Here is a 25,550-nt window from a genome sequence, read left to right on the forward strand (position 1 = left end):
GTACTCCTAGGAGATGGGTGGACCTGCGGTGTCGAAGACTTCGTCTCGGGTGGTGGTCAGCGCGGACTGCAGGGCGCCGGCCAGGACCGGATCGTCGGTGATCGCGGTCATCAGCAGCCGCGGGCGCGGTACGGCGAGGTCGGCCAGCTCGTCCTGGACGAGGCCGCGCAGGCGTTCTCCGCCGGCAGTGATGACGCCGCCGGCGAGCACGATCAACTCGGGGTCGACGACCGCGACGATCGCGGCCAGACCGACGGCCAGCCGGTGTGCGAACTCGGTCAGCACGGCGTCGCCGGCGCCCTCGGTCTTGAGTGCGGTCGCGATGGCGGCTTCCGCCGTACGTGCCTTGAGGCCGTGCTCGCGGGCCAGCTTGAGGACCGGTTCGCCACCGGCGAGTTCCTGGAAGCCGCCGGCGTTGTTGCGGCCGACGTTGCGGACCAGCGGCGTGCCGGGCAGCGGCAGGAACGCAACCTCGCCTGCGCCGCCAGTAGCGCCGCGGTGCAGGCGGCCGTTGATCACGACCGCGGCGCCGATGCCTTCCTCGCCCCAGAGCAGGACGAAGTTGTCGCTGTCCTTGGCGTGGCCGACCCGCTGCTCGGCGATGGCCGCGAGGTTGACGTCGTTCTCGACCTCCAGCGGTACCGCGATCGCCGCGGCCAGCTCGTCGAGCAGGTGTGGCGAGTGCCAGCCGGGCAGGTGTGTGGCGTACCGCAGCCGGCCGGTGGTCGGGTCGAAACCGCCTGGGGTGCCGATCGAGACGCGGTGCAGCCGGCCGCGGCTCATCCCGGCCTCACCGGCCGCGCCGTCGATCGCCTTGAGCACCCGCTCGACCGTGCCCTTGGCGCTGCGGCCAGGCGTGGGCAGCTCGTAGCTGCCGACGACCTTGCCGGTCAGATCGGCGACCGCCGAGCGGATCCGGTTCGGGGTCACGTCGAGACCGGCGACGTACGCGATCCCGCCGTTGATCTCGTACAGCTGCGCGTTCGGACCCGGCCGGCCGGCGGTCGTGCCGCTGGCGCGGACCAGTCCGGCCGCCTCCAGCCGCGCGAGGAGCTGGGACGCGGTCGGCTTGGACAGGCCGGTGAGGTTGCCGAGGGTGGTGCGGGACAGCGGGCCCTGGGCGAGCAGCAGGTCCAGGGCGGCGCGGTCGTTCATCGCGCGGAGCAGGCGGGGAGTTCCGGGTGTGGTTGCCATGGGATAACCCTGCCTCCCTCCGCCGCTGTTATGTGGTCGGCTCGCTGAACTGGGTCAACTGTTAGGAAAGTTTCCTATTGATGCGAGACCGTACGGCGGACTGACGGCGGTGTCAATCGGTTCGGCTGGGTTAGGGTTGCCTAACTATGTCGAGTGGGGAACTCTTGTGGCGCGCCGTACGGCGGCATCGTGGGCGGATGATCACCGGCGTGCTGGTGCTGTCGTTGCACCAGGCGACCGAGGCGGCCGTGCCGGTGGCGATCGGCATCTTCGTGGACCGGGCAGTGGCCAGCGGCGACGTCGAGCCGCTGCTCTGGTGTGTGCTGATGATGGTCGTGCTGTTCGCCGTACTGTCGAACGCCTGGAAGACCGGTGCTCGCCAGGTGGTGCGGGCGATCGAGTACGAGACGCATGCGCTGCGCCTGGAGATCGCCGGTCGAGTGCTGGACCCGCGGGGTCATCGCACCGGCCTGCGGTCCGGTGAGCTGCTGTCGATCGCGACGTCCGATGCCGAGAAGGCCGCCTTGATGATGCGGGCGGTGTCGATCGGGTTCGCGGCGACGACGGCGCTAGTGGTGTCGTCGGTGTCGCTGCTGCTGGTCGACGTACCACTGGGGCTTGGGGTGCTGATCGGCGTACCGCTGCTGGTGCTGGGGATTCAGGCCTTGTCTCCGCTGTTGACCCGGCGTACGTCGTCGCAGCAGGAGGCGGTCGCGCAGACGACTGCGCTTGCCACCGACCTGGTCGGCGGGCTGCGGACGTTGCGGGGGATCGGCGCGCAGCACAACGCGGCTGAGCGGTATCGGCGGTCCAGTCAGGAGACGTTGCGAGCCACGTTGCGTGCGGCCTCTACCAACGGGCTGCAGGACGGTGTGACCACTGCGCTGAGCGGACTGCTGCTAGCGGCCGTCGCCGGTGTGTCTGGGTACTTCGCGTTGACCGACCGGATCACGATCGGCGAGCTGATCACTGTGGTCGGCCTCGCGCAGTTCATCGCGGAGCCGGTCGGGTCGCTGGGCTATGCGAGCCAGGTGGCGGCCATGGCGCGTGCATCGGCCGGCCGGTTGGCATCCGTGCTGTCGTCGCCACCGCTGATTGCCAGTGGAACGGCGACGACGCTGGACCCGGCGAAGCCCCTGCTGGAGCTGGTGGACGTCTCCTACAAGTCGCTGTCCTCGGTGGATCTGACACTGCGGCCCGGTGAGCTGGTGGGAGTGCTGTGCTACGACCCCCGGGATGCTGATGCGTTGCTGGCTGTCGTGGCGGGCCGAGCGCCTGACCACACCGGCAAGCTGCTCGTCGGTGGTACGGCGATCGAGGAGCTCGACATCGACGCGGTACGACGGACTGTCCTGCTGGAGCAGCACGACACCGACCTGTTCGAGGGGACGCTGCGGAGCAACCTGCTCGTCGACTCGGGAGAGTTGGAGCGGGTGATGGCCGCGGCCGGTGCTGCTGACCTGATCGACGAGCTCGACCGGCCGCTGGCCGACCGTGGTCAGTCGCTGTCGGGTGGACAGCGTCAGCGACTCGGTCTGGCTCGGGCGCTGCTGGCGGAGCCGCCGGTGCTGGTGCTGCACGACCCCAGTACGGCGGTGGACGCGGTGACCGAGGAGCTGCTGGCCGAGGGGCTCGCTGAGGTGCGGGAAGGACTCACGACGTTGGTGCTGACCAGCAGCCCGGCGCTGCTCGGCAAGATGCACCGGGTGATCGTGGTGTCGGATGGCTCGGTGGTTGCTGAAGGCATCCATGCCGAGCTGGCCGCCGCCGACGCCACCTACCAGGAAGCGGTGCTGCGATGAGCCTGTTGCCGGTCGCTGGACCGAGGGCGACGTGGGCCGTGCTGTGGCAGGAGATCCGCCGGCTGCCCGGCCTGTCTGTGGTGGCAGCCTTGGTGATCACGGTGGCGAGTGCTGCCGGGCTGGTCGCGCCGTGGGCGCTCGGTGTGCTGGTCGACGACATCGCAGCTGGTGCCGACCGATCGGCCGTCGTACGGGTGGTGCTGGTGATCGGCGGTGCAGCGTTGGTCTCTGGTGTGCTGACTGCGGTTGGCGTCACCCTGGTCGCCCACGTGGGCGAGACAGTGCTGGCGCGGATCCGGGAGAAGGTGGTCGACCGGGCGCTGCAGCTGCCGGCTCCGGTGCTCGACAAGGTGCGCACAGGCGACCTGCTGTCCCGGGTCGGCGACGACGTGGCGTCTGTCGCAGCAGCGTTGACCGAGGTCGGGCCTGCGTTGCTGTCGGCCTCACTGACGATCGCACTGACCACCGTCGGCATGTTTGCACTGGACTGGCGGCTCGGACTGGCCGGACTGCTCGCCCTGCCGATGTACGTGTGGGCGCTGCGGTGGTACCTGCCACGCTCGGCGCCGTTCTACCGCGACGAGCGGGTGGCGATGGGTGAGCGGTCCGAGGCGATCATCGCGTCCCTGCGCGGCAGCGCGACGGTCCGGGCGTACCGGCTGGAGGACGTGCAGCTGGGCAAGATCGAGAACACCTCGGCGGTTGCGCGAGACCTGTCGCTCAAGGTCTTCAAGCTGTTCAGCTTCTTCTCGTCGCGGATCAACCACGCCGAGTTCGTCGGCCTGACCGCGATCCTGGTCGCCGGGTTCTACCTGGTCCGCGACGACGCGGTCAGCGTCGGTGCGGTGACTGCGGCCGCGTTGTACTTCCACCGGCTGTTCAACCCGATCGGCATGCTGCTGATGGAGTTCGACCAGATCCAGACCGCGTCCGCGGGGCTGGCGCGGTTGGCCGGCGTACTGGAGATTCCAGCGGTCTCAGAACCGCCGGTCGGGCGTACGCCAGTTGACGCGTCGTTGGAGCTTGTGGACGTCGGGCACGCGTATGACGGGCCGGAGGTGCTCGCTGGAGTTTCCTTGCGGCTCGAACCAGGTGAGCGGGTTGCGTTGGTTGGTGCTTCAGGTGCTGGGAAGACGACGCTGGCTGCTATCGCGGCGGGAGTGCTTACGCCTACTGCCGGTGCGGTGAGTCTCGGTGGGGCGGATGTGCGTGAGCTTGGTGAGGATCGGACTCGTGCACAGGTCGCTCTGCTGAGCCAGGAGGTCCACGTGTTCTCCGGGCCGTTGGTGGACGACGTACGGCTGGCCCGGGCTTCGGCGACCGATGATGAGGTTTCGAAAGCGCTGGATCGGGTTGGTGCGTCGGCGTGGGTGCGTGCGCTACCTGACGGGCTCGACACGGTCGTGGGCGAGAACGGGCATCAGCTGACGGGTGCACAGGCACAGCAGGTCGCGTTTGCTCGACTCGTGCTCGCTGACCCGCCCATCGCCGTACTGGATGAGGCCACGGCGGAGGCAGGTAGTGCGGGTGCGCGTGAGCTGGAGCGAGCGAGTGCGGCTGCGACGGAGGGGCGTACGACGTTGGTCGTGGCGCACCGGTTGACGCAGGCCGAGCAGGCGGACCGGATCGTCGTACTCGACCATGGGCGGGTGGTCGAGTCCGGTACGCACGAGTCGTTGCTGGCCGACGGAGGCTGGTATGCCCAGCTCTGGCACAGCTGGACGGGTACTACTCAGCAAGCGTTGCCAGCAGGGCGAACGAGACCAGCCAGTGCGTCGACATGAAGCCGCCTTCGGTCACAGTCGGCAGGACGGCCGCGACCTGACGATCGGCGCCTGCTCGTAGCGTGTCCACGACGTCAGGCAGCGCTGGCGCGATTGTGCGCAACTGCCAGGCCCGGGCGAGCGCCAGACCGGACAGGTGCGCCAGTTGACCGTCGCCCGAGTCGTCAGTGACCGCGACCTTGAGCAGGTGCTGGTGCTGGTCGGTGCCGAGGCCTGGGAGGAACGCGGTCAGCCAGGTCTTGTACTCGTCCTCCTTCAGGACGCGTCGCATCAGTTCGGCCTCGGTCAGCGCCGGCGACAGGAAGTCGGTGCCGGACGGCTCGAAGCGGGTGTCGTACGCCGTGTCCTGGCCGAACCACTCGATCGCGCGTTCTCGGATCGCCTCGACCACGTCGGTGCGGGCGAGGTCGCCGTACGCCTCGAGGAGGAGGGCGAGGGCGAACGCGGTGTTCAGATGGACGCCGTGCCGGACCGGGTAGGCCTGGCGCGGCAGCCAGCCGAGGACGAGGTCGGCGATGGTGTCGGCCAGCGGTTGTAGCGGCCAGCTGTCCTTGCCCGCCGCGGCGAGCATGGCCGCCCACGCCCAGCCGTAGGGGCGTTCGTACGACGGCCGGTCGCGCAGGTACGCCGCTTCGGTCGCGATCGCTTCGGGAGTGAGCCGTTGGTCGAGGAGGTCTGCGGGGCGCCGGCCGACCTGGTCCGGTGCGAGTGTGAGCAACCGGACCAGGGACCATTGCATGTGTGCGCTGGAGTGCCAGTCGTACGAGCCGTGGAAGGCGGGATGCAACCGCTGCGGGGTCACGTCGACGTCGTCCGGGCCGTGCGACGCGTGCGAGGCGCCGTACGGGTAGGGGGTTTCGAGAACCTCGCAGGCGATCCGTGCCCAGGCGGCGGCGTACTTCATCTGCACTCCTTAGAAGGCGAAGACGTACATCAGGACGATGTTGCAGGCCAGCAGCGGGACCGCGGTCGGGATCTGGGCCTTGATCGGGCCGTACTGGTCCTTCATCTCGAGAAGCGCTGCTGGGACCAGGTTGAAGTTGGCGGCCATCGGCGTACAGAGGGTGCCGCAGAAGCCGGCCAGCATGCCGATCGCGAACACGATCGCCGGGGTGCCGTCGAACTGCTCGACCAGCAGCGGCCAGCCGACCGCCGCCGTCATCACCGGGAACGCGGCGAACGCGTTGCCCATGATGATCGTGAAGACCGCCATGCCGATGCAGTAGAGCGCGACCGCGGCGATCAGCGAGCCCTTTGCGCCTTCGGCGACCCGCTCAGCCGCAAACCCCGCCCACGTGGTCGGCGAGTGGACCGCGGCCACGCGTCGGCAGTCGACTTCGGGGCGACTGCCTTTGCCACCTCCGGCGGGGCGTACCAGTCGTCATCCACGCTCACGCACTCGTCGGTGGACCCGTGGGCACGCGAAGGGACACCGCCTCCGGCGGCGGCTGATTGTGTGCGCCTTCGGCGGGGCGCGGAGCCGGTCAACTGGGTCAGGTACTCGGCGACAGATGGCGGACACGCGATCGGATACCGCTCGGCGGCGGCAGTTCCTTGCGCTTTCGGCGGTCGACGCTGTCAGCCGCACCCATGCCACCCCGCGAAGGGATCCCGATGCTGCGGACCGCCAGGCCATCACAATCACCACCTATAACCCGGCACTCTGCCTGGCACCGCCGACGCCAGCCGATTGTGATGGCCTGGCGGTCCGCCCCTCGACAGCCGAATCCCACCAACCCAACGGCCGGCGCTCGCTCAACCCGCGCCCACACATCCGTCACAAGAGGGGATGTCCGTCCGTGTTGTGCCTTCTCCTCTCGCGTATCGAGGGAGAAGGCACAACACCACCGGATATCCCCTCGCGTGGGCTGAGTCGGGGAGCGTCGCCGGGGGCGCGGGGGGCGGGACGCTGGCGGCGGCGCGGGAGTGGGGCGTGGGGCGCGGGGCCGTGACGCTGCTGCGGTGCGGCGAGATCGGCGCGAGGGCTAGGGAGGCGCTGGCCGACCGGGGCGGTGCCCTGCGCGAGGGGTGGGGGAGGTGCCAGACGACTGGGGCGGCGCCTTGCGCGAGGGCTACGGGAGGCGCCGGCCGACTGGGGTGGCGCCTTGCGCGAGGGTTAGGGGAGGCGCCAGTCGACCGGGGCGGCGCCTTGTTCGGCGAGGAGGGCGTTTACTCGGCTGAAGGGGCGGGAGCCGAAGAAGCCTCGGTCGGCGGACATGGGGCTGGGGTGGGCGGATTCGACGTACGGGGTGTTGCCGAGCATGGGCTTCAGGGTTTGGGCGTCGCGGCCCCAGAGGATGGCGACGAGCGGGCCGTCGCGGTTCACGAGGGCGTGGATTGCTTGCTCGGTGACGGTTTCCCAGCCTTTGCCGCGGTGGGCGCCGGACTTGCCGGGTTGGACGGTGAGGACCCTGTTGAGCATCAGCACGCCCTGGTCGGCCCAGGGGGTGAGGTCGCCGTTCGAGGGGGCCGGTACGCCGACGTCCGCCATCAGCTCGCGGTAGATGTTGGCCAGGCTTCGCGGGATCGGGCGCACGTCCGGCGCGACCGAGAAGCTCAGGCCGACCGGGTGTCCGGGTGTGGGGTACGGGTCCTGGCCGACGATCAGCACCTTCACCTGCTGCAGCGGTCGCTGGAACGCGCGCAGGACATTCTCGCCCGCCGGCAGGTACGGCCGCCCGGCCGCGATCTCCGCGCGCAGGAACTCGCCCATCTTCGCGACCGTGTCCTCGACCGGCGCGAGCGCCTCCGCCCAGTCCGGCGCCACCAGATCCGTCAACGTCTTGGGACTCACCCGCCACAGTCTCGCAGCACCGACCCCCATCCCGCATCCCGGGTCGCTGTCAGTTCACGACGGCGCGGTGGCCTGCTTCGCGGACGATGTGGTCGGCGGTTTGGTCGGGCGTCAGCGACGAGGTGTCCAACCACCAGCCGGCGTCGCCGAGCTCGCGTTTCATGTCTGCTTCGAGGGCCTCGTAGCCGTCGAAGTCGAACCGGTCGCGCGGATCCCTGATGGTGTTGCGGTACTGGCAGACGTCGATGCCGGGTGCAAGGACGATCAGCAGGACCCGTCGGGTGGTGAGGCGATCGAGGAAGAAGTCGAGCTTCGCGCGGGACGGGATCATCGCGTCGATCAGGGGCGTGAAGCCGGCATCGGAGAAGTTGTTCGCCAGCGCGCACAGGTTGCGGTGCAGGAGTTCCACTTGGCGCGCCGCTTCGTCGGCGGGCTCGCCCAGCGCCCAGACGAACCCGTTCACGATCATCGCGTTGAACTCGTCGCCGTCAAGCCGTGCGGAACGCTCCAGCCGCTGGGCAACCAGCCTGGTCACAGTCGACTTCCCGGCCCCAGGCATCCCGGTCACCAGCAGACAGTCCGCCGTACCAACGCTGTTCATGGCCGGCCATCGTGCCAACCCGATCACAGCCCGGCAATCGCATTTTGCGTTCGCTAGGCAGTGGTTCGTGGCTGTGCGCCCTTGATCAGCCGATGTCGGGCCAGAACCTCCCGGATGGCCTGCCGGTCTGCTGAGCCGAGTGCGTGCTTGGGCACGTGGAGGAGTCCACCGCCGGGGAACCGCAGCACCCAGTGCCGCTCGGTCTCCCTGCAGTGGGTGATGGCCTCCCAGGCAACATCGAGGTTGGTCAGACGTGTGCGGATGTTGATGCCTTCATCGGTCACGAGATAGGTGTACGTACGCCCGTACTTCCGCGACCGCAGATGCGTGACCGCGCCGCGCAGTTCAGGCGTGAGGCCGGCCACCACCGCGACGAGGAGGTACGGGACAGGGAGGTCGAAGGCGATGACCCAGACGAGGTAGCCAACGCCGAGCAGCCGGAAGAACCAGGTGAACCCGGGCGATTGGCGCCTCGAGTTCCGCACGCGATCCCAGACGTTCACTTCGACAACGGCACTGATGTTCATCGAGGCCTTCCCACCGTAGGTGTGCCGCCGAAGCCTAGCGCGGGTCGGCCGATCGACTTGTCGTGTTTGCGTGTCGGTCAGCCGCAGGTCTTGTCGGCCACGGTACAAAGGACGCGGCCCCGCAAAGGTATGAGCTTGCGGGGCCTTTGCTATGGGGTGGCGAGGCGGCGGAGGGCGTTGGCGTAGCGGTGGGCGGCTTGGGTTTGGGCTTTGCGGGTCAGAGGGCCGGGGAGGCGGGTGTACCAGGTGGCGGGGCGGCTGTAGGCGCGGATGGTGATGTGGATGCCGTCGGGTTCGCGGGTGACTACGAAGGACTCTTCGCCGGAGGCGGGGTGGCCTTGGAGGGTGCCGTAGGCGAAGCCGATGCGGTCGGGCTCGTCGACGGTCCAGACGACGCGGCAGGGGACCGGGAGGCCTAGCTGGCCGATCGGCAGGGCGGTGCGGAGGCGGCCGATGAGCATGCCGGCGCCCAGGCGGCCGAGGGTGTTGGTGCCGATGGTCGCGGGGGTGTCGGTGGCGGTCATCGGGAGGCCTGCGGTGCGGTGCATCCGCCAGGTCAGCAGGGCCTCGCCGGCGCGGCGGAACACCTCGTCGCCGGCGCCGAGCCGGGCCTTGTACTCCATCCGGTGGTAGCCGGGCGGCGTCTCGTCGTACCGGGTGGATCCGACCACGTCGTACGAGAACCGCAGGCTGTCCAGGTCCTCGAGCTTCATCACGTTCCTTTCCCGAGTCGTCGCCAGGCCAGTACCCCGCAGAGCGCGAAGCCGACCGCATTCGCCAGCCCGTGCGTGGCGACCATCCACTCCAACGGTAGGTAGGGCGTCGCCACCACATGACCCAAGGCCCAGGTCACCGCCAGCAGCATGGTGACGACGAGCACGGCGGCGGAGACGACGAGCAGTACGGCGGTCGCCCGGTCGGCCGCACGTGATCGGCGCCAGAGGTTCCACCCGACCAGCCACATGCCGGCCGTCAGTACGGCGGCCCCGGCGAGCTCGACCGGGTCGCCGAGGAAGAACCCGAGCAGCACGATGCCCGTGCCGACCGGCACGCTGATCGCGGCTGCCTTGGTCGAAGTCGTCGCGTCGCCGGCGACGAGGTAGGCGATGAGCGCGGCCGCGAAGCCGGCGAAGTGGAAGTGCGCGACGGTGAGCGAGAGGACCGTCAGGTTGAAGCCGAACAGTGCGTACGACGATCGTTCGGCGACCAGCGCGAGTGCGGCGATCGACGGGGTCGCGAGCGCGGTGTAGAGCGCGATCTCGCGCGGGTGCAAGCGCTTGTGCCGCAGCAGGTCGCGGACGGCGAGTGCAATCAGGACGAGGGTGCCGGCCAGGTAGATCGATGCCAGGGCGATCGATGCCGGGCCGCGGGGGAGCCAGAGCGAGATCACGCCGGGCACTGCGAAGAAGAACCACCAGCGTTGGCCGTCGATTCGGACCGCCCGCCGCGTCAGCGCGAGCCGCCCGGGCGACAGGGTGACGTCGAACCGCCGAGGTAGCAGGGTGAGCCCGAGCGGGACGATGACGAGCATGCCCAGGCTCACCACTGCATGGACGAGCGTGATCAACTGCTCTTCAGGCCGCTGGTGTTGTCCTCCTTGAGTGCCTTGAACAGGGCCAGCGCCTTGGTCCGGTCCCAGCGCACGCCGATGCCGTCCTGCGCCGTCCGGTAGCTGTCGTCGCCGATCGGCACGGTCAGCGTGACGCCGCCGCTGCCGGAGATCGCCCGCATCCCGAGCGCGAACTTGCCGAAGTCGAACAGCCCCATGTCCTTGTCCACAGTCAGCGCGTCGACGCCCTTCGTCGAGACGTTGTAGAAGCGCACCGGGTTCAGGAACGTCGAGGGCGACGCGACCTTCTTCGCGACCGCGCCGACCATCTGGCGCTGCCGCTCCACCCGGCCGAAGTCGTTCTTGCCGTCGGCCTTCCGGGAGCGGACGTACCCCAGCGCGTTGACGCCGTCGAGTTCCTGGCAGCCGGCCGGCAGGTCGATGTGCGCGTCGTCGTCCTTCATTGCCTTGGGCAAGCACATCTCGATGCCGCCGACGCCGTCGATGATCGAGGCGAAACCACCGAAGCCGATCTCGACGTAGTGGTCGATCCGTAGCCCGGTCGCGCCCTCGATGGTCTGGATCAGCAGCGCCGGGTTGCCCTTGCCGATCGCGTACGCGGCGTTGATCTTCCGCTTGTTCTTCTGGCCGGGGACGTCGACCACGCTGTCGCGCGGGATGCTCAGCAGGACGGTCGGGCCGGACTCCGGGACGTGCATCAGCATGATCGAGTCGGTCCGGGCGCCGGCCTCTCCGCCGGTGTGCAGCCGGGCGCGCTCGGCCCGGCTGAGGTCGTCGCGGCTGTCCGAGCCGACCATCAGGTACGTCGTTCCGGGTGTGTCGGCCGGCCGGTCGCCGGTCGGCATCGCGTCGATCTTGTCGATCCGGCTCCACGCGTACAGCGGGACCGCGATCAGCATGAGGACGAACAGCAGGACGATCAGTCCGACGGTCCGGAGGAACCAGTTCCGCTTCTTCTTCGGCTTGGCCGGCGGCCGGTTCACGTAGCGCGGGTCGATGGGCTGCGGTTGACTCATACCCACGACCGTATCGGGGTTCGGTGCCGCTCACGTCACCCCACTGAACGGTTCTACCGGTCAGAAAGTCGATCGCGCCTCCTTCAGAAGGAGGAAATCCGGCCGGAAATCGAACCAGAGCGCCGGAACGCGCGCGGTGACAAGCCGACACGAGCGGTGAACAACCGGGTGAAGTAGGCGGCGTCGTCGTACCCGACCTGCCGTGCGACGGCTGCGACGGACAGGTCCTCCTCGGCCAGGAGAGCCTTTGCCGTGTTGAGTCTTGTGGTCAGGACCAGTTCTTGCGGCGTGGAGCCAGTGGTACGGCGTACCGCCTCGCGCAGCTCTCTCACGGTCAGTCCGAGCTCTGCGGCATAGTCCTGAACGCTCAGCGGCTTGCATGCCAGCGCGGTGAGCTGTGCAGCCACGTCGTCGTCAGGTGGCGGTGCAGCCTGCGCGATGAGGTCATAGAGCGCAGCAACAGTCTGTACGGCGTTGTGCGCGGTGCTGACGCGCAGCAGCCGAGTAAAGGCGCGGTCGACGGGCCGTGGATCGGAGTAGCGCCGTACTGGCTGGCTGGGATCGAGGTGGCCCAGTGTGGTGAGTGCTGCGGTGGCTGGGCCGCTGAAGAGCGTCCAGGACTGCCGCCAGCGCGTGGTGGGCCGGTAGCCGTGCAGCACGCCCGGGTAGAGCCAGAGCATGGCCGGCGCATGTATCTCGGACAGTTGGCGGTCTGGGCCGTGCAAGAGGTGGCCGCGTCCCTCCTTGATCCAGACGAGGGCGTGACAGCCGAGGGCGCGTTCTGGGGTGGGTCCCTTTGGGTTCTCCTGCTCGCCGACACCGAGGCAGAAGAGTCCAAGTTCTCGTTCAGGGATCCCTGGAGTCAGGTAGGTCGACCAGTTCGGCACGTGACAAGAGTCCAAGAAATGGGTCGTCGGTGTCCATTCCAGTTGTCGGCCGTCGCCGGGTGGAATGGGTGGTGTGCTGACTTCCAACGGATATGTGCTGGACGAGTCCGACCGCCGGCTCGGCGAGCTGAGCGTCGTACCGGACCGGGAACGCAGGGACTTGCCGCGGTTGCAGGAGCGGCTGCACGAAGACGGATACCTGTATCTGACCGGGCTGCTGGATCCCTCGACCGTGCTGGGGTTTCGGCAGCACTACTTCGGGCTGACTGGTGGCGTCACCGATCGGGCGTCGTACCGGAGGGTGCTGTTCGACCAGATCGTGCCGGGGCCGGAGTACGCCGCCTTCTGCACGCAGCCGGCGCTTCGCGGGTGGTTCGAATGGTTCCTGGGTGCGGAGACGTTCCTGCACCGGCGGAAGATCATCCGGCAGACCGCGCCAGGTGAGAACGGCATCGGTACGGCGACACAGGCGCACTACGACCTGGTGTACCTCAGAGGAGGCAGTGACCAGGTGCTGTCCGCGTGGATCCCGCTGGGCGACTGTCCGGTCGCCCGCGGCGGCCTGACGTACCTGGAAGGCAGTCACCACCGCGTGCTCGAGGAGGAGGCGTCAGGACTGCGCAAGCGGCCGGCTGCGTCGATCACTGCGGACCTGCCGGGGCTGGCGGACGAGTACGACGCGCGCTGGCTCGTCACCGACTACGCAGCTGGTGACGTGGTCATCCACACCGCGCACACCGTCCATGCGGCCCTCGACAACGTGTCGACGGACATGCGGTTGTCCACCGACATCCGCTACCAGCGGGCCGACGACGCGATCGACGGTCGCTGGCAGAACCACTGGCACGACCAGGACGGGCTGTGAGCCTCATCGACGACCACAGAGGCGGCAAAGTTCCCGTGATGCCGGGGTTGACCGAAATGCGGATGCTTCTCGCTAACGACAATCATTTCGGTTAAGGTGCTGGCGATCGACCGGTACGGCGGCTGAGGTGCCGTCCCGGCGGCACGAGTCTGAGGAGAGCCGTGAATCGCAGCGAGCTGGTCGCCGGCGTGGCGCAGAAGGCGGGCATTCCGCGGAACCAGGCCGAGAAGGTCCTCGACGCGCTGGGCGACGTCGTCACCGAGGCGGTGCACAAGGGCGACAAGGTGTCGCTGACCGGCCTGCTCAGCATCGAGCGGGTGATGCGTGCGCCGCGCACCGGCCGCAACCCCCAGACCGGCGAGCCGCTGTCCATCCCGGCCGGCTACTCCGTCCGGTTGTCCTGCGGCAGCCGTCTGAAGGCCGCGGCCCGTGGCGACCTGCGCACTATCTCCTAGCGCCGTACTGCGGTCACCCAGTACGGCGTGTCCGGTGTCGGCGGGGTGTTGAAGCGCGCATTCGGCAGATAGAGACGCTTGCCGAAGGCGGCAACCGTGGTCGGGATGTCGAAGTCCGGACTGGTGATCGTGCGGACCAGCGTGCCCCGAGTGCCGGAGCTGTTGAGCCTGACGACCGCGACCTGGTTGAGCTGGTTCTGCACGACGTACAGAGTCCGGCCAAGCACCAGCAGGCCGTCGCCGTTCGTCATCAGTGCGCCGCCGAGGTCGACTCGCTTCGTCACACCGGTCCAGGGGTTCACCTTGAACAGGAAGCCGGTGCTGGACTGCACGACGAGCAACGCGCGGCGGTCCGGCGTCAGTGCGATGCCGTTGAGGTTGAACCCGGGCTGGTGCACGTAGTCGCCGGTCAGCGGGATCGTGCGTACGGCGGACTGTGGAGCCAGCTGGCCGTGCTTGCCGAACGGCACCATGTAGAGCACCGGCTTCTGCGAGTCGGTGAACCAGGCGGCACCGAAGCCGAGGATGACGTCGTTGACGAACGTCGGCGCCGTCGCGAACGTGTACGTCCTGAGGATGTCGCCGCTGCGCGAGTCGACAACGCGGGCGTTGCCGGCCGGGCCGCCGGATACCCACAGCCGGCCGCGGTTGTCCACCTTCAGCCCGACGGACGGCGTACCGGGACCCTGGCTGATCACCTCGCCCTCGCCGGTCCGCAGGTTGGCGGCGTAGATGTCCCCGTCGGCGCGGGAACCGAAGTAGGCGATGCCGTTGCGGATCGCGATGCCCTCCGGCAGGAAGGCGTTGGGTAGCTCGATTCTGGTCGGGAACGACTTGGCGGCGTGGGCCGAGGCCGGTGTGGTGACCAGCCCGAGGATCAGCGCAGGCAGCGCGAGGGTGATCCCCAGTCGGCGAACAAGGCGTGGCATGAGCAGGTTCCTCCCCGGTGTCTGCCGCGGAGTCGGCGCAGTGCCCCAGACGGCCGACGTGCGGCTCGTTGTGCCTTCAACTTATGACAACGAGCCGCACGCGGGAACGGTTCAGCGCTGGACGGCGGTCACCCAGTACGGCGTGTCCGGAGTCGGCGTCGTGGTGAAGCGAGCGTTCGGCAGGTACAGCCGGGACCCGAAGGCTGCCGCAGTGGTCGGTACGTCGAAGTCCGCGCTGGTGATCTCGCGGACCAGCTGTCCCTCGGTGGCGGACGGGTCGATGCTGAGTACGGCGATCTTGTTGAGGCGGTTCTGGACGACGTAGAGCGTCGTACCGATGACGAGGATGCCGTCGCCGTTCGTCATCACGGCGCTGCCGATGTCGATCTTGCGCGTCGCGCCGGTGCTGGCGTCGACACGGAACAGCGAACCGGTCGACGACTGGACGATGATCAGCGCCTTGCCGTCCGGGGTGAGCGCGATGCCGTTGGCGTTGTTGACGTCCGGGACGTGCTGGTAGTCGCCGCTGTACGCGATGGTCTGGACCGCGGACTGAGCGGGCAGACTGCCGTCGCGGCCGAGCGGAACCTTGTAGAGGACGGGCTTGCGGGAGTCGGTGAACCAGGCCGCGTCCTTGCCGACGATGACGTCGTTCACGAAGGTCGGTGCGGTCGTGGTGAAGGTGTAGCTCGCGAGCACCGTTCCGGTGCGGGTGTCGATGACGCGGCCGTTGCCACCGGCTGCGCCGGCGACGAACAACCGGCCGCGGTGGTCGACCTTGAGGCCGAGCGAACCCGTTCCGGGTCCTTCGGTGATCACCTTGCCCTGGCCGGTCTTCAGGTCGGCGGCGTAGATGTCGCCGTCGAGTCGCGAGCCGAAGTACGCCGTGCCGCGGGCGATCGCGATCCCTTCCGGCTGGAAGCCGTTCGGCAACTCGATGCGGGTGGGGAACGTGGTCGTTTGCGCGGAGGCCGAGGTGCTGACGAAGCCGAGCATCAGCGCCGGGACGCTGAGGACGGCGGTGAGCCTACGGACGAGGCGTGGCATGGGCGGGGGTCCCTCCTGATCCGATGTGTTTACCAGATCAACGGTAGGGGCCTGTGGATAGTTCAGAGCGGTCGCCGAGGACACCGGGTACTGTCGCTGACAGCAACATCAGGCGAACTCAGGCAAGGGGCTGGGATGACTGCAGGGATCGACATTTCGGGTCTGTCCGAGACGGTGCGGCCGCAGGACGACCTGTACCGACACGCGAACGGGCCGTGGCTGGAACAGCACGAGATCCCGGCGGACAAGGCCATCTACGGCGCCTTCCACGCGTTGTCGGACACCGCCGAGCAGGACGTCCGCGCGATCGTCGAGAAGACCGTCGCGGCCGGGCATCCGGAAGGCAGTGAGGCGCGCAAGGTCGCCGACCTCTACAGCAGCTTCATGGACACCGAGACGATCGAGCGGCTCGGCGCCGAGCCGATCGCCGACCAGCTCGCGCTGGTCCGCGGGATCGCCGACACCGGCGACCTGGTCGCCGCGCTCGGCACGCTCGAGCTGCAGGGCGTGTCCGGCGTGTTCCACACCTGGATCGACGCCGACGCGAAGAAGTCCGACGAGTACATCGTGTACTTCATGCAGGGTGGGATCAGCCTGCCCGACGAGTCCTACTACCGCGAGGACACGTTCGCCGAGATCCGTACCGCGTACGTCGCGCACGTCGCGCGGATGCTCGAGCTGGCCGGACTGCCCGACCCGGCGGGAGCCGCCGAGCGGATCATGGAGCTCGAGACCCGGATCGCCTCTGGGCACTGGGACCGGGTCAAGGATCGCGATGTCACGCTGACCTACAACAAGCTGGACCGGGGTGGGCTCGACGAGCTGACTCCCGGGTTCGACTGGTCGCGGTGGCTCGAGGGTGCCGGCGTACCGGCGACTGCTGTCGAGCAGGTCGTCGTACGCGAGCCGGACTTCTTCACGGCGGCCGCGGGTGCGCTGAAGGAGGTCGAGCTCGAGCGGTGGAAGGAGTGGCTGAGCTGGCGGATCGTGCACGACGCGGCGCCGCTGCTGAGCTCAGCTTTCGTCAATGAGAACTTCGCCTTCTACGGCAAGACGCTGACCGGTGCGCCTGAGCTGCGCGAGCGGTGGAAGCGCGGTGTCGGCGTGGTCGAGTCCGCGCTGGGTGAGGCGCTCGGCCGGCTGTACGTCGCCGAGCACTTCCCGCCGGCGGCGAAGGCCCGGATGGTCGAGCTCGTGGCCAACCTGGTCGAGGCCTATCGGCAGCGGATCGACGCGCTCGACTGGATGGGGCCGGAGACTCGGCAGCGCGCGCTGGACAAGCTCGCCGCGTTCGTGCCGAAGATCGGCTACCCGGACAAGTGGAAGGACTACAGCGCGCTCGAGACCGACCCGGCCGACCTGTTCGGCAACGTGCGGCGGTCGGTCGCGGTCGAGACCGCGCGTGAGCTGGCCAAGCTCGGGCAGCCGGTGGACCGGACCGAGTGGAAGATGACGCCGCAGACGGTCAACGCGTACTACAACCCGCGGATGAACGAGATCGTCTTCCCGGCGGGCATCCTGCGGCCGCCGTTCTTCGACCTGGACGCCGACGACGCGGTCAACTACGGCGCGATCGGCGCGGTGATCGGGCACGAGATCGGCCACGGCTTCGACGACCAGGGCTCGCGGTACGACGGCGACGGCAACATCAACGACTGGTGGACCGACGACGACCGGGCCGCCTTCGAGCAGCGCACCGACAAACTCGTCGCGCAGTACGACGCCCTCTCGCCGGCCGAGACGCCCGGCCAGCACGTGAACGGCAAGCTCACCCTCGGCGAGAACATCGGCGACCTGGGCGGCCTGTCGATCGCGTACGTCGCCTACGAGCTGTCTTTGGACGGCGCCGAGCCCCCGGTCATCGACGGCCTCACCGGCAGCCAGCGGTTCTTCCTCTCCTGGGCCACCGCCTGGTCCACCAAAACCCGCCCCGAAGAAGCCGCCCGCCGCCTCGCCATCGACCCCCACTCCCCACCCGAGTTCCGCTGCAACGCAGTCGTCAAGAACATCGACGCCTTCCACACCACCTTCAACACCACCGACTCCGACACCATGTGGCTAGCCCCCGAAAACCGAGTCCGCATCTGGTAACTCGACCGGTTTCGGTCTACTGGCAACCCGGCAGCTCGCCGTCTCAGCGCGGCGGGCTTGCCGGGGTCTAGTCGATCGTGCGGTTGGCCTGTCGTAGAAGCCGATGGCTCGGACACCCACCAGAACCCCGAGCGGGTTGGTAGCCGACTAGCCACCTGACAACCACCACCCGATAGCCCGGCAGTCCGGCGTACCAATCAACCCACAAGCCCACCCCACACGCGATGAGCCGCCGGCCTGCATTCGGTAGTGCGCCGGCCCGCCTCACCAGCCACCCCGGTGGTTGGGCTGACCACCAGCAACCCGGAGGCCGCGAGGTACGGCGGTGCCCCGCGCGGATTCACCGAGTACGACGGCGATCCGCGCGGGTTCACCGAGTACGGCGACGGCCCGTCGAAACAGCTGCACCGCTTCGGCAGCCCCCTGAAGCCGGAGATCCTGCGACCAGCAACCCCGGTGGCCTGTGCGGGTTCACGCCGTACGGCGGCGGTCCGTCGAGACAGTTGCTCCGGTTCGGCTGGTCGCTGGAGCCGGTGGTCCTGCGACCAGCGACCCCGGTGGACTGTGCGGGTTCACGAGGTACGGCGGCGGCCCCCTGCGGGCAGGCAGTACGGCGGTTGCCCGTGCGGGTTGAACGGGTATGGCGGTGGTCCGTTGAGACAGATGCTCTGGTTTGGCTGGCTGTTGAAGTTGGTGGTCCGGCGACCAGCGGTCTCGGTGCTCCCACGACCTTGCGTGAGGTGCGTGGTGTGCTTGCTGGGGAGCGGGGGTGGGTGCACGCTGTCAGTGGCCGCTCTGGTTTTGCGCGGCGGACGCGGATTCTGGTGCCCGGCATCTCCGATCCGGCCGGGCCGCGGCAGTGGGAGGCGGGATGGACGAGTCACAGGCGCTTCGGCGTGCGGGGTGGGCTGGGGCTGCTTCGGTTGTGCTGCTTGTTGTTGGGGTGGCGCTGGGGGCATTGGTTGGCGTTGACGCGCCAGGTATGTCGGACGCCGCCATACTCGAGAGGATCGACGACGGCGCGCGGCAGACTGCGGCCGGGATTGGGCTGCCGGTGCTTGGCGCGGGGGTTGCTCTGCTGCTCTGGTTCGTCGTCGGGCTGCGGCGGGTTCTGGATCGGCTGTCGGGCGGTGACCCACTTGCGCACGCGACCGTGCCGGCGGCGGCGCTGTTCGGCGGGCTGCTGATCACCGGGGTGTCGCTCGACGTGTCGAGTGCGGTCACGGCATGGTCGGACGAGTTCACTCCCGATCCGGACACCGCCCGCGTGCTCGGCACGGCGGGGCTCGCCGTCGCGCTCACCGGGTTGGTCGGCGGCGCGGCGCTGGTCGGCGTGACGACGCGGATCGTCCAGCAGGCACGCGCCTTGCCGAGGTGGGCCGTGCGGCTGTCGTACTTTGCCGCCGTGCTGTGCCTGTCCGGCTTCTGGAGTGGGGGTGTGGCGTCCGCGGTCTTCATGCTGTGGCTCATCGGAGCCGTCATCGGCGTGCTCCGTGCGGCGCGGCGGACACCGCCGACGTCGGCTGTCCCGGCGCAGGACGCACCGGCTCCAGAGGCGGTCCGCCCGCCTCCGACAACCAGCTGACGCCGGGACACGTCCTGAGCAGCGCTGGCGTCACAACCTGGCATCCCGCCGCCAGCGCCCGGCAGCTCGCGGCCGTTGGCGTTGAGCTGCCGGGTTGGTTCGGGTCAGGAAGCCATCCAGTTTTGGAGGGCCTCTACTTCGCGGGGCATGGCGTCTGAGAGGTTCTCGGTGCCGTTGTCGGTGATGAGGATGTCGTCTTCGATGCGGATGCCGATGCCGCGGAGGTCTTCGGGGACGGTGAGGTCGTCGGACTGGAAGTAGAGGCCTGGCTCGACGGTGAGGACGTAGCCGGTCTGGACCTGGCCCTTGCGGTACTTCTCCTCGCGTGCGGACGCGCAGTCGTGGACGTCGAGGCCGAGCATGTGGCTGACGCCGTGCAGGGTGTAGCGCTGGTAGAGCATGCTCTCCGGGTCGAGCGCCTCCTCTGCGGACACCGGCAGCAACTCCATCGCGTCGAGGCCGTGCACGATGACCTCCATCGCGGCCTCGTGGCCGGCGCGGAACGCCGCACCCGGCCGGAGCGCAGCGATCCCCGCGTTCTGCGCGTCGAGCACCAGTTGATACAGCTCGCGCTGCCGCGGCGTGAACTCACCACTGACCGGCAGCGTCCGAGTGATGTCCGCGGTGTACAGCTGCCGGTTCTCCACACCCATGTCCAGCAGCATCAGCGTGCCGTCGTCGACGGTGCCGTCGTTCTCGATCCAGTGCAGCGTGGTCGCGTGCGGTCCGGCGGCGGCGATCGAGGTGTAGCCGACATCGTTGCCCTCGGCCCGGGCCCGGCGCCAGAACGTGCCCTCGATCCAGCGCTCTCCGTACTCGCGGACCTTGTCCATCTCGGCGAGTACGTCGGAGAAGCCGCGGTGCGTGATCGCGACGGCGTTGCGCAGCTGCTCGATCTCGAACGGGTCCTTCACCAGCCGGAGCTCGGACAGCGTCGCGGCCAACTCCCGGTCCTTGGCGGCCTCCGTCTTCGTGCCGCTCAGCAGCGCGGCGATCGACTCGTGCTCCGCGCGCCGTGCCCGGGTCGGTAAGTCGCCCTTGAGCGCGTCGGCGAGACCGTCGACGTGTCGGGTTTCGATGCCGAACTCCTTGGCGGTCTCGGTCAGCGACGGGCGCCGGCCGGCCCACAGCTCGCCGTACATCCGGTCGCGCCAAAACTCCTCGCCCTGGCCGCGGTCGGCGCGCGGGCGGAAGTACAGGATCGCGTCGTGGCCGCTGGTGCCGTTCGGCTCGAGCACGAGCACCGAGTCGGAGGTCTGGTTGCCGGTCAGCCACACGTAGTCGGTGTGCGGGCGGAAGACGAAGTCGGTGTCGTTCGACCGGACCTTGTACGTGCCGGCCGGGATCACCAGCCGCTCGCCCGGGAACGCCTGCGACAGCGCATCCCGCCGCTTCGCCGCCCACACGCCGACGTCGCTGAGCGTCACGTCCTGTCGCTCGGAGTCGGCCCACCCCGAGTTCATGAACGCCCGGAGCTTCGGGTTCGGCTCGTTGTCGTGTGACGCAGTCTTCGGCGCCGACTCGTCAGCCGCGGCGGCACCAGCGCCGGCGTTGGCTGCAGTGGTGGTCTCCGGAGCGGTGTTCTCGGCTGCGGTCGTCTCGGCTGCGGTGGTCTCGGTCGTGTCCGTCATCGTCGACCAGTCCTCGTCTCGGCGCGGGGCTGTAGTTCAGCGCTGGTTGTGCAGTTGGTCGCCGCGGAGCGTGCCGCTGTCCGGCAGCGCCTCGGCGGGGTCGGAGCCGATGCGAGTGATCGCATTGTGCTCGTCCACGAAGACTACGCTCGGCTCGAACACCTTCGCCTCCGCGGTGTCGAACATCCCGTACGCGATCAGGATCACCAGGTCGCCGGGATGGATCAGGTGCGCCGCCGCCCCGTTGATCCCGACCACCCCGGATCCGCGCGGCCCTTCGATCAGGTACGTCGACAGCCGGTTGCCGTTGGTGATGTCGACGATGTCCACCTTCTCGCCGGGCAGCAGGTCCGCCGCGTCCATCAGTTCGGCGTCCAGCGTGCACGACCCGACGTAGTCCAGATCCGCCTGCGTCACCGTCGCCCGGTGCACCTTCGACTTCATCATCTCGCGCCACATGCCCGCCATGATCCAGCCCGCCCACCACCCCGTCAGTAACCCCCATCACCCAACCGGTTAACCCGCCCGCCAGACGTGGCCGGCCTGGGCGATGGCTCGCCCAGGCCGGACCGGGCGCTAGTGGTGGGTGAGCTCGGGTTGTCGGGAGGCAGGCGCGGCGGTGGTGGTGCGGAGGGAGTCGCCTTCTACGTCGACGTTGGGGAGGAGGCGGTTGAGCCAGCGGGGGAGGTACCAGGCGGAGCGGCCGAGGAGGGCCATGACGGCGGGGACGATGGTCATCCGGACGAGGAAGGCGTCGATCGCCACCGCCAGGGCCAGGCCGAAGCCCATCTCGCGGATCAGGGTCTGGCTGGACAGGATGAAGCCGGAGAAGACGGCCGTCATGATGACCGCGGCCGCGGTGACCACGCGGGCGCCGTGGGCGAAGCCGTCGACGACCGCGGTCCGGGGCTCGGCGCCGTGGACGTGTTCCTCGCGCATCCGGGTGACCAGGAAGATCTGGTAGTCCATCGCGAGGCCGAACACCACGCCGATCAGGAAGATCGGCAGCATGCTGATCACCGGTCCGGTCTGCCCCTCGATCCCGAACAGCCCGGCCAGCCAGCCCCACTGGAACACCGCGACCACCGCACCGAACGTCGCCGCGACCGTGAGCAGGAAGCCCAGCGTCGCTTTCAGCGGCACCAGCAGCGAGCGGAACACCAGCATCAGTAGCAGGAACGCGAGCCCGACCACCAGCAGCAGGTACGGCACCAACGCATCGCCGAGCTTGTCCGAGAAGTCGATGCTGATCCCGGTCGCGCCCGTCACTGCGACCTCGGCGCTGTCGTTCTCCGGCAGGCTCCTGATCGCCTGCACCAGGTCGCGCGTCTGCGTCGTCCCCGGGCCGCTCGACGGGATCACCGTCAGCAACGCCGTGTCCCCGGCCGGGTTGAACGTCGGCGGCGTCACCATCGTGACGTCCGGCAGTGCACGTACGGCGGTCGCCGTGGCGTCGGCCGCCGTCCGCGGATCGGCGGCCCCGCCGGCGTCGACCACCACCATCAGCGGGCCGTTGAAACCAGGCCCGAAGCCCTCGGAGAGCAGGTCGTAGGCCTTCCGCTGAGTGGAATCGGGAGCCGCCGTGCTGTCGTCCGGCAGACCGAGCTCGAGGTCCGTCGCCGGGATCGCCAGCGCGCCGAGGCCGATCACGGTCACCATCAGCACCGCCACCGGCCGCCGCGTGACGAACCGCGCCCAGCGACGCCCGGCCGTCATCCGCCCGGCCGCCTCGGGATCACCGGCCCGCAGCCCCGGGATCCGCCCGCCGAGCACCCGTCGCCCGGCGAAGCCCAGCAGCGCCGGCAGCAAGGTCAGCGCGATCGCAACGGCCAGCACGACGGTGAAGGCGGCCGCCAGCCCCATCTGGGTGAGGAATGGGATGTCGACGATGAACAGCCCGGCCAGCGCGATCACCACGGTCAGCCCGGCGAACACCACCGCGGACCCGGCCGTGCCCACCGAGCGGCCGACCGCCTCCTCGGGTTCCAGCCCGGTGCTCAGCTCGTGCCGGTACCGCGACATGATGAACAACGCGTAGTCGATCGACACCGCGAGCCCGATCATCAACGCCAAAATCGGCGTCCCGGAGCCGATGTCGATGAAACCGGTCGCGGCCGTGATCGCGGTGACCCCGATGCCGATCCCGATGATTGCCGACAGCAACGGCAGGCCGGCGGCGATCAGCGAGCCGAAGGTGATCAGCAGCACGACGGCAGCCACGCCGAGCCCGATCACCTCGGTCAGGCTCTGCTCGTCCTGCACTTGCATGGCGTCACCGCCGTACTCGACCGTGAGACCGGCGGCGCGCGCCGGCTCGACCGCGGCGGCGACCGCCTCCTGGGCCTCAGGCGTGACCTCTTGCGCGGTCACGTCGTACGTGACTTGGGCGTAGCCCGTGCGGCCGTCGGCGGAGATCGCCTTGGCGGTGAACGGGTCGAGGACGCGGGCGACCTGTGGCGCGGCCTCGATCCGGCCGAGGGTCTCCTGCACCTCCGCGGTCGCGGCGGGATCAGTGAGCTTCTGCCCGTCCGGAGCCCGGAAGACGATGCGTGCGGTCCCGGCATCGGCGCCGGCCTGCGGGAAGCGCTCGTTGAGCAGGTCCGCCGCGCGTTGCGACTCGGTGCCCGGGATCGAGAAACCGTCGGCGGTCGAGCCCGACAGGGTGGCCGCGCCGGCAACGCCGGTGGCCAGCAGACCGAGCCACACCAGCACCACCAACCGGCGCCGGCGGAAAGCGAACCGGCCGAGCCGGTAGAGGAAGGTAGCCATGCCGCCGATCGTTCCGGCCGAGCGTTGTAGCCCGCGTCGGTCAGCCGTGGGCTTCTCGACGTACTGCGGACGCCGTACGGCCTACTGCGTTTGCGGTACGTCGGTGGCGGCAGTCGTCCCGGGACGGACCAGGCCGGTCTGGTACGCGACCACCACCAGTTGTGCGCGGTCGCGGCAGTCGAGTTTCACCATCGCGCGATTGACGTGCGTCTTCGCGGTCGAGGGGGACAGCACCAGCCGTTCGGCGATCTCGTCGTTGGTCAGGCCGAGGGCGACCAGGCTGACGATCTCGCGCTCCCGGTCGGTGAGCACGTCGAGCGCGGACGGGCCGACGTCCTGCCCGATCCGGGGCTCGGCCAGGAAGCGATTCATCAGGCCGCGGACCGCCTTCGGGGACAGCAGCGCGTCGCCGCGGGCGACCACTCGGATCGCATTGATCAGCTCGGCCGGTTCGACGCTCTTGCCGAGGAACCCGCTGGCGCCCGCCCGGATCGCCTCGAAGACGTACTCGTCCACCTCGAACGTGGTCAGGATCAGCACCTTCACCCCGGCCAGCGCCTCGTCCGCGGTGATCTGCCGGGTTGCCGCCAGGCCGTCGACCTCGGGCATCCGGATGTCCATCAGGATCACGTCGGCCCGCTCGGTCCGGGCCCGCTCGACCGCCTCCCGGCCGTTCGACGCCTCAGCAACGACCTCCAGATCGGGTGCTGAGTTCACCAGCACCCGGAACCCGCTGCGAATCAGCGTCTGGTCGTCGGCCAGCAAGACCCGGATCGTCACTCACATCTCCCGTCTCGAGAGGAAGCACAGCATGGACGCCGAACCCGCCCCCGGGCTCCGGTCCGGTGCGCAGGTCCCCGCCCACAGCCGACACCCGTTCCCGCATCCCGACCAGACCGTGTCCGGCGCCGAGGCCGGCCGGTGGGGCTGCGAGTGAGGTGGTGCCGTTGGGGCTGGGCGGAGCGCTGTTGGTGATGTCGATCGCCAGCGCCCCCGGGTGGCGGGACAGCTGGAGGTGGGCGGTGGCGCCGGGGGCGTGTTTGAGGACGTTGGTCAGGGACTCCTGGACGATGCGGTACGCCGTGAGCTCGATGACGTCGGGGAGGTCGCCGATGGAGTCCGGAACCTGCCAGTCGACCTGGACGCCGGCGGCGGTGAAGGAAGCGATCATGGCGCCCAGCTCGTGGAGCGACGGGGCGGGCGTGGTCGGCAGGGACGAGCCGGAGCGGCGGAGTATGCCGAGGAGAACGGTGAGCTCCTGCAGCACCGTGCGGCCGCCGGACCGAACGAGGGCCAGGGCTCGCTCGGCCTCCTCCGGCTGGGTCCTCAGCACGTGGGCGGCGACGCCGGACTGGACGTTCATCAGGGCGATGTGATGGGCGATGACGTCGTGAAGCTCGTGGGCGATGCGGAGCCGCTCCTCGATCACCCGGCGCTGGGCCTCCTCCTCGCGTGACTGCTCCGCGCGCAGCGCCCGCTCCTCCAACTCCTGTTGCAGGGCGCGCCGGTACCGCACGGCCTCCGCGACCGCGCCCGCGAAGAGCACCAGGAACATCAGGCCCAGGTTGTCGAGCACGTTGCCGTCGGAGACCGGGGCGTCCGCGACCAGGGTCACCAACGCGACCACGCAGACGGCGATCGAGCGGGTCCGGCGGTCCTTCTCCATCACGACCGTGTAGACCGCGCAGGCCATGAACAGCACGATCGGGCTCTTGCCCTGCTCGACGATGAGGTAGGTGGTCGTGACGATGGTGGTCACACCGAGCACGACGAGCGGCGCGAGCCGGCGAAGCGCGAGCGCGATCGCCGCGACGACCGTCAGTACCACGACCGTCGGCGTCAGCTGGATCCGCTCGCCGACGTGCCGGCTGCCCGGCACGATCAGGTTGAGGGCCAGCAGGGTCAGTGCGAGGCCGTGATCCAACGCCAACGGGTGCCACTTGAAGTCGCGGCAGAACCGCAGCAGCGCGCCCATTCCCTCACAGTACGTGGTCACCCACCGA

General features: G+C 69.1%; 23 protein-coding genes and 1 pseudogene. 6 read left to right on the forward strand and 18 right to left on the reverse strand.

Going from position 1 to position 25,550, the window contains the following annotated elements:
- Positions 1-6: 6 nt before the first annotated feature.
- The gene (locus ACIBGM_RS17035; protein WP_360534173.1) at positions 7-1,194 is read right to left on the reverse strand and encodes an ROK family transcriptional regulator; all 1,188 of its coding nucleotides are present in this window, start codon (positions 1,192-1,194) and stop codon (positions 7-9) included.
- Between the two features lie 146 nt (positions 1,195-1,340).
- On the opposite strand from ACIBGM_RS17035, the gene ACIBGM_RS17040 reads away from it, so the two are divergent.
- Both ACIBGM_RS17040 and ACIBGM_RS17045 read left to right on the forward strand, forming a co-directional pair.
- Positions 1,341-2,996, forward strand: coding sequence for an ABC transporter ATP-binding protein (locus tag ACIBGM_RS17040; protein WP_360534171.1), 1,656 nt, complete (start codon positions 1,341-1,343; stop codon positions 2,994-2,996).
- Positions 2,993-4,780: an ABC transporter ATP-binding protein gene (locus ACIBGM_RS17045; RefSeq protein WP_360534169.1), complete on the forward strand. Its 1,788-nt coding sequence runs from the start codon at positions 2,993-2,995 to the stop codon at positions 4,778-4,780. The genes ACIBGM_RS17040 and ACIBGM_RS17045 overlap by 4 nt, the downstream gene beginning before the upstream one ends.
- Here ACIBGM_RS17045 and ACIBGM_RS17050 read toward each other — a convergent pair.
- The 9 genes and pseudogenes from ACIBGM_RS17050 to ACIBGM_RS17090 form a co-directional block, all read right to left on the reverse strand.
- The gene (locus ACIBGM_RS17050; protein ID WP_396386119.1) at positions 4,725-5,684 is read right to left on the reverse strand and encodes a DUF2891 family protein; all 960 of its coding nucleotides are present in this window, start codon (positions 5,682-5,684) and stop codon (positions 4,725-4,727) included. The genes ACIBGM_RS17045 and ACIBGM_RS17050 overlap by 56 nt on opposite strands.
- 9 nt (positions 5,685-5,693) lie before the next feature.
- Positions 5,694-6,032: pseudogene (locus tag ACIBGM_RS17055) on the reverse strand (5-oxoproline transporter, DUF979 family subunit); the annotation flags it as partial.
- Positions 6,033-6,896: 864 nt separating this feature from the next.
- Positions 6,897-7,574 (reverse strand): uracil-DNA glycosylase, encoded by a 678-nt coding sequence (locus ACIBGM_RS17060; protein WP_396386120.1) that lies wholly within the window; start codon positions 7,572-7,574, stop codon positions 6,897-6,899.
- 49 nt (positions 7,575-7,623) lie between these two features.
- Positions 7,624-8,175 (reverse strand): AAA family ATPase, encoded by a 552-nt coding sequence (locus tag ACIBGM_RS17065; RefSeq protein WP_360533450.1) that lies wholly within the window; start codon positions 8,173-8,175, stop codon positions 7,624-7,626.
- Positions 8,176-8,228: 53 nt separating this feature from the next.
- A complete protein-coding gene (locus tag ACIBGM_RS17070; protein ID WP_360533447.1) occupies positions 8,229-8,702 on the reverse strand; it encodes a YcxB family protein in 474 nt (157 codons plus the stop codon).
- 149 nt (positions 8,703-8,851) lie between these two features.
- Positions 8,852-9,415 (reverse strand): DUF1990 domain-containing protein, encoded by a 564-nt coding sequence (locus ACIBGM_RS17075; protein WP_360533444.1) that lies wholly within the window; start codon positions 9,413-9,415, stop codon positions 8,852-8,854.
- Positions 9,415-10,269 (reverse strand): YndJ family protein, encoded by an 855-nt coding sequence (locus tag ACIBGM_RS17080; RefSeq protein WP_396386121.1) that lies wholly within the window; start codon positions 10,267-10,269, stop codon positions 9,415-9,417. The genes ACIBGM_RS17075 and ACIBGM_RS17080 overlap by 1 nt, the downstream gene beginning before the upstream one ends.
- Positions 10,266-11,288, reverse strand: coding sequence for an LCP family protein (locus tag ACIBGM_RS17085; RefSeq protein WP_360533438.1), 1,023 nt, complete (start codon positions 11,286-11,288; stop codon positions 10,266-10,268). Before ACIBGM_RS17085 ends, ACIBGM_RS17080 begins: the two co-directional genes overlap by 4 nt.
- 83 nt (positions 11,289-11,371) lie before the next feature.
- The gene (locus ACIBGM_RS17090) at positions 11,372-12,175 is read right to left on the reverse strand and encodes a helix-turn-helix domain-containing protein (protein ID WP_396386220.1); all 804 of its coding nucleotides are present in this window, start codon (positions 12,173-12,175) and stop codon (positions 11,372-11,374) included.
- 73 nt (positions 12,176-12,248) lie between these two features.
- Here ACIBGM_RS17090 and ACIBGM_RS17095 point away from each other — a divergent pair, with 73 nt between their 5' ends.
- Together ACIBGM_RS17095 and ACIBGM_RS17100 are read left to right on the forward strand one after the other, a co-directional pair.
- Positions 12,249-13,040, forward strand: a complete 792-nt coding sequence (locus ACIBGM_RS17095; RefSeq protein ID WP_360533432.1) for a phytanoyl-CoA dioxygenase family protein — start codon at positions 12,249-12,251, stop codon at positions 13,038-13,040.
- Between the two features lie 161 nt (positions 13,041-13,201).
- Positions 13,202-13,495, forward strand: a complete 294-nt coding sequence (locus ACIBGM_RS17100; RefSeq protein WP_360533429.1) for an HU family DNA-binding protein — start codon at positions 13,202-13,204, stop codon at positions 13,493-13,495.
- Here ACIBGM_RS17100 and ACIBGM_RS17105 read toward each other — a convergent pair.
- Together ACIBGM_RS17105 and ACIBGM_RS17110 are read right to left on the reverse strand one after the other, a co-directional pair.
- Positions 13,492-14,424: an SMP-30/gluconolactonase/LRE family protein gene (locus ACIBGM_RS17105; protein ID WP_396386122.1), complete on the reverse strand. Its 933-nt coding sequence runs from the start codon at positions 14,422-14,424 to the stop codon at positions 13,492-13,494. The two genes, ACIBGM_RS17100 and ACIBGM_RS17105, sit on opposite strands and share 4 nt — an antisense overlap.
- Positions 14,425-14,535: 111 nt before the next feature.
- Complete coding sequence (locus ACIBGM_RS17110; protein WP_360533423.1) at positions 14,536-15,471, reverse strand: SMP-30/gluconolactonase/LRE family protein; 936 nt, start codon at positions 15,469-15,471, stop codon at positions 14,536-14,538.
- 135 nt (positions 15,472-15,606) lie between these two features.
- Between ACIBGM_RS17110 and ACIBGM_RS17115 the strand changes: the two genes are divergently transcribed.
- On the forward strand, positions 15,607-17,562 hold the full coding sequence (locus tag ACIBGM_RS17115; RefSeq protein WP_360533420.1) for a M13-type metalloendopeptidase: 1,956 nt from the start codon (positions 15,607-15,609) through the stop codon (positions 17,560-17,562).
- A gap of 264 nt (positions 17,563-17,826) precedes the next feature.
- Here the strand turns inward: ACIBGM_RS17115 and ACIBGM_RS17120 are convergent, their stop codons facing one another.
- Positions 17,827-17,970: a hypothetical protein gene (locus tag ACIBGM_RS17120; protein ID WP_360533418.1), complete on the reverse strand. Its 144-nt coding sequence runs from the start codon at positions 17,968-17,970 to the stop codon at positions 17,827-17,829.
- A 574-nt stretch (positions 17,971-18,544) separates the two neighbouring features.
- Between ACIBGM_RS17120 and ACIBGM_RS17125 the strand changes: the two genes are divergently transcribed.
- Complete coding sequence (locus tag ACIBGM_RS17125; RefSeq protein ID WP_360533415.1) at positions 18,545-19,147, forward strand: hypothetical protein; 603 nt, start codon at positions 18,545-18,547, stop codon at positions 19,145-19,147.
- Positions 19,148-19,251: 104 nt separating this feature from the next.
- On the opposite strand, the gene ACIBGM_RS17130 is transcribed toward ACIBGM_RS17125, so the two are convergent.
- The 5 genes from ACIBGM_RS17130 to ACIBGM_RS17150 form a co-directional block, all read right to left on the reverse strand.
- The gene (locus ACIBGM_RS17130) at positions 19,252-20,778 is read right to left on the reverse strand and encodes an aminopeptidase P family protein (RefSeq protein WP_396386124.1); all 1,527 of its coding nucleotides are present in this window, start codon (positions 20,776-20,778) and stop codon (positions 19,252-19,254) included.
- 36 nt (positions 20,779-20,814) lie between these two features.
- On the reverse strand, positions 20,815-21,237 hold the full coding sequence (gene panD, locus ACIBGM_RS17135; RefSeq protein WP_360533409.1) for an aspartate 1-decarboxylase: 423 nt from the start codon (positions 21,235-21,237) through the stop codon (positions 20,815-20,817).
- Between the two features lie 117 nt (positions 21,238-21,354).
- On the reverse strand, positions 21,355-23,547 hold the full coding sequence (locus tag ACIBGM_RS17140) for an MMPL family transporter (RefSeq protein ID WP_360533406.1): 2,193 nt from the start codon (positions 23,545-23,547) through the stop codon (positions 21,355-21,357).
- Positions 23,548-23,628: 81 nt separating this feature from the next.
- Positions 23,629-24,327 carry a response regulator gene (locus ACIBGM_RS17145; protein WP_396386125.1) on the reverse strand — a complete coding sequence of 233 codons (699 nt, stop codon included), beginning with the start codon at positions 24,325-24,327 and terminating at the stop codon, positions 23,629-23,631.
- The gene (locus tag ACIBGM_RS17150; RefSeq protein WP_396386126.1) at positions 24,230-25,543 is read right to left on the reverse strand and encodes a sensor histidine kinase; all 1,314 of its coding nucleotides are present in this window, start codon (positions 25,541-25,543) and stop codon (positions 24,230-24,232) included. The genes ACIBGM_RS17145 and ACIBGM_RS17150 overlap by 98 nt, the downstream gene beginning before the upstream one ends.
- Positions 25,544-25,550: the final 7 nt, after the last annotated feature.

This window comes from Kribbella sp. NPDC050470, from assembly GCF_044458365.1.
Classification (GTDB): Bacteria; Actinomycetota; Actinomycetes; order Propionibacteriales; family Kribbellaceae; genus Kribbella.

What these genes read in the sequence shown, in the direction of transcription:
- ACIBGM_RS17035 (WP_360534173.1), bottom strand. Translation starts at nt 1,194, where the DNA reads ATGGCAACCACACCCGGAACTCCCCGCCTGCTCCGCGCGATGAACGAC.
- ACIBGM_RS17040 (WP_360534171.1), top strand. Translation starts at nt 1,341, where the DNA reads ATGTCGAGTGGGGAACTCTTGTGGCGCGCCGTACGGCGGCATCGTGGG.
- ACIBGM_RS17045 (WP_360534169.1), top strand. Translation starts at nt 2,993, where the DNA reads ATGAGCCTGTTGCCGGTCGCTGGACCGAGGGCGACGTGGGCCGTGCTG.
- ACIBGM_RS17050 (WP_396386119.1), bottom strand. Translation starts at nt 5,684, where the DNA reads ATGAAGTACGCCGCCGCCTGGGCACGGATCGCCTGCGAGGTTCTCGAA.
- ACIBGM_RS17065 (WP_360533450.1), bottom strand. Translation starts at nt 8,175, where the DNA reads ATGAACAGCGTTGGTACGGCGGACTGTCTGCTGGTGACCGGGATGCCT.
- ACIBGM_RS17070 (WP_360533447.1), bottom strand. Translation starts at nt 8,702, where the DNA reads ATGAACATCAGTGCCGTTGTCGAAGTGAACGTCTGGGATCGCGTGCGG.
- ACIBGM_RS17075 (WP_360533444.1), bottom strand. Translation starts at nt 9,415, where the DNA reads ATGAAGCTCGAGGACCTGGACAGCCTGCGGTTCTCGTACGACGTGGTC.
- ACIBGM_RS17085 (WP_360533438.1), bottom strand. Translation starts at nt 11,288, where the DNA reads ATGAGTCAACCGCAGCCCATCGACCCGCGCTACGTGAACCGGCCGCCG.
- ACIBGM_RS17105 (WP_396386122.1), bottom strand. Translation starts at nt 14,424, where the DNA reads ATGCCACGCCTTGTTCGCCGACTGGGGATCACCCTCGCGCTGCCTGCG.
- ACIBGM_RS17110 (WP_360533423.1), bottom strand. Translation starts at nt 15,471, where the DNA reads ATGCCACGCCTCGTCCGTAGGCTCACCGCCGTCCTCAGCGTCCCGGCG.
- ACIBGM_RS17115 (WP_360533420.1), top strand. Translation starts at nt 15,607, where the DNA reads ATGACTGCAGGGATCGACATTTCGGGTCTGTCCGAGACGGTGCGGCCG.
- ACIBGM_RS17125 (WP_360533415.1), top strand. Translation starts at nt 18,545, where the DNA reads ATGTCGGACGCCGCCATACTCGAGAGGATCGACGACGGCGCGCGGCAG.
- ACIBGM_RS17130 (WP_396386124.1), bottom strand. Translation starts at nt 20,778, where the DNA reads ATGACGGACACGACCGAGACCACCGCAGCCGAGACGACCGCAGCCGAG.
- panD (WP_360533409.1), bottom strand. Translation starts at nt 21,237, where the DNA reads ATGTGGCGCGAGATGATGAAGTCGAAGGTGCACCGGGCGACGGTGACG.
- ACIBGM_RS17140 (WP_360533406.1), bottom strand. Translation starts at nt 23,547, where the DNA reads ATGGCTACCTTCCTCTACCGGCTCGGCCGGTTCGCTTTCCGCCGGCGC.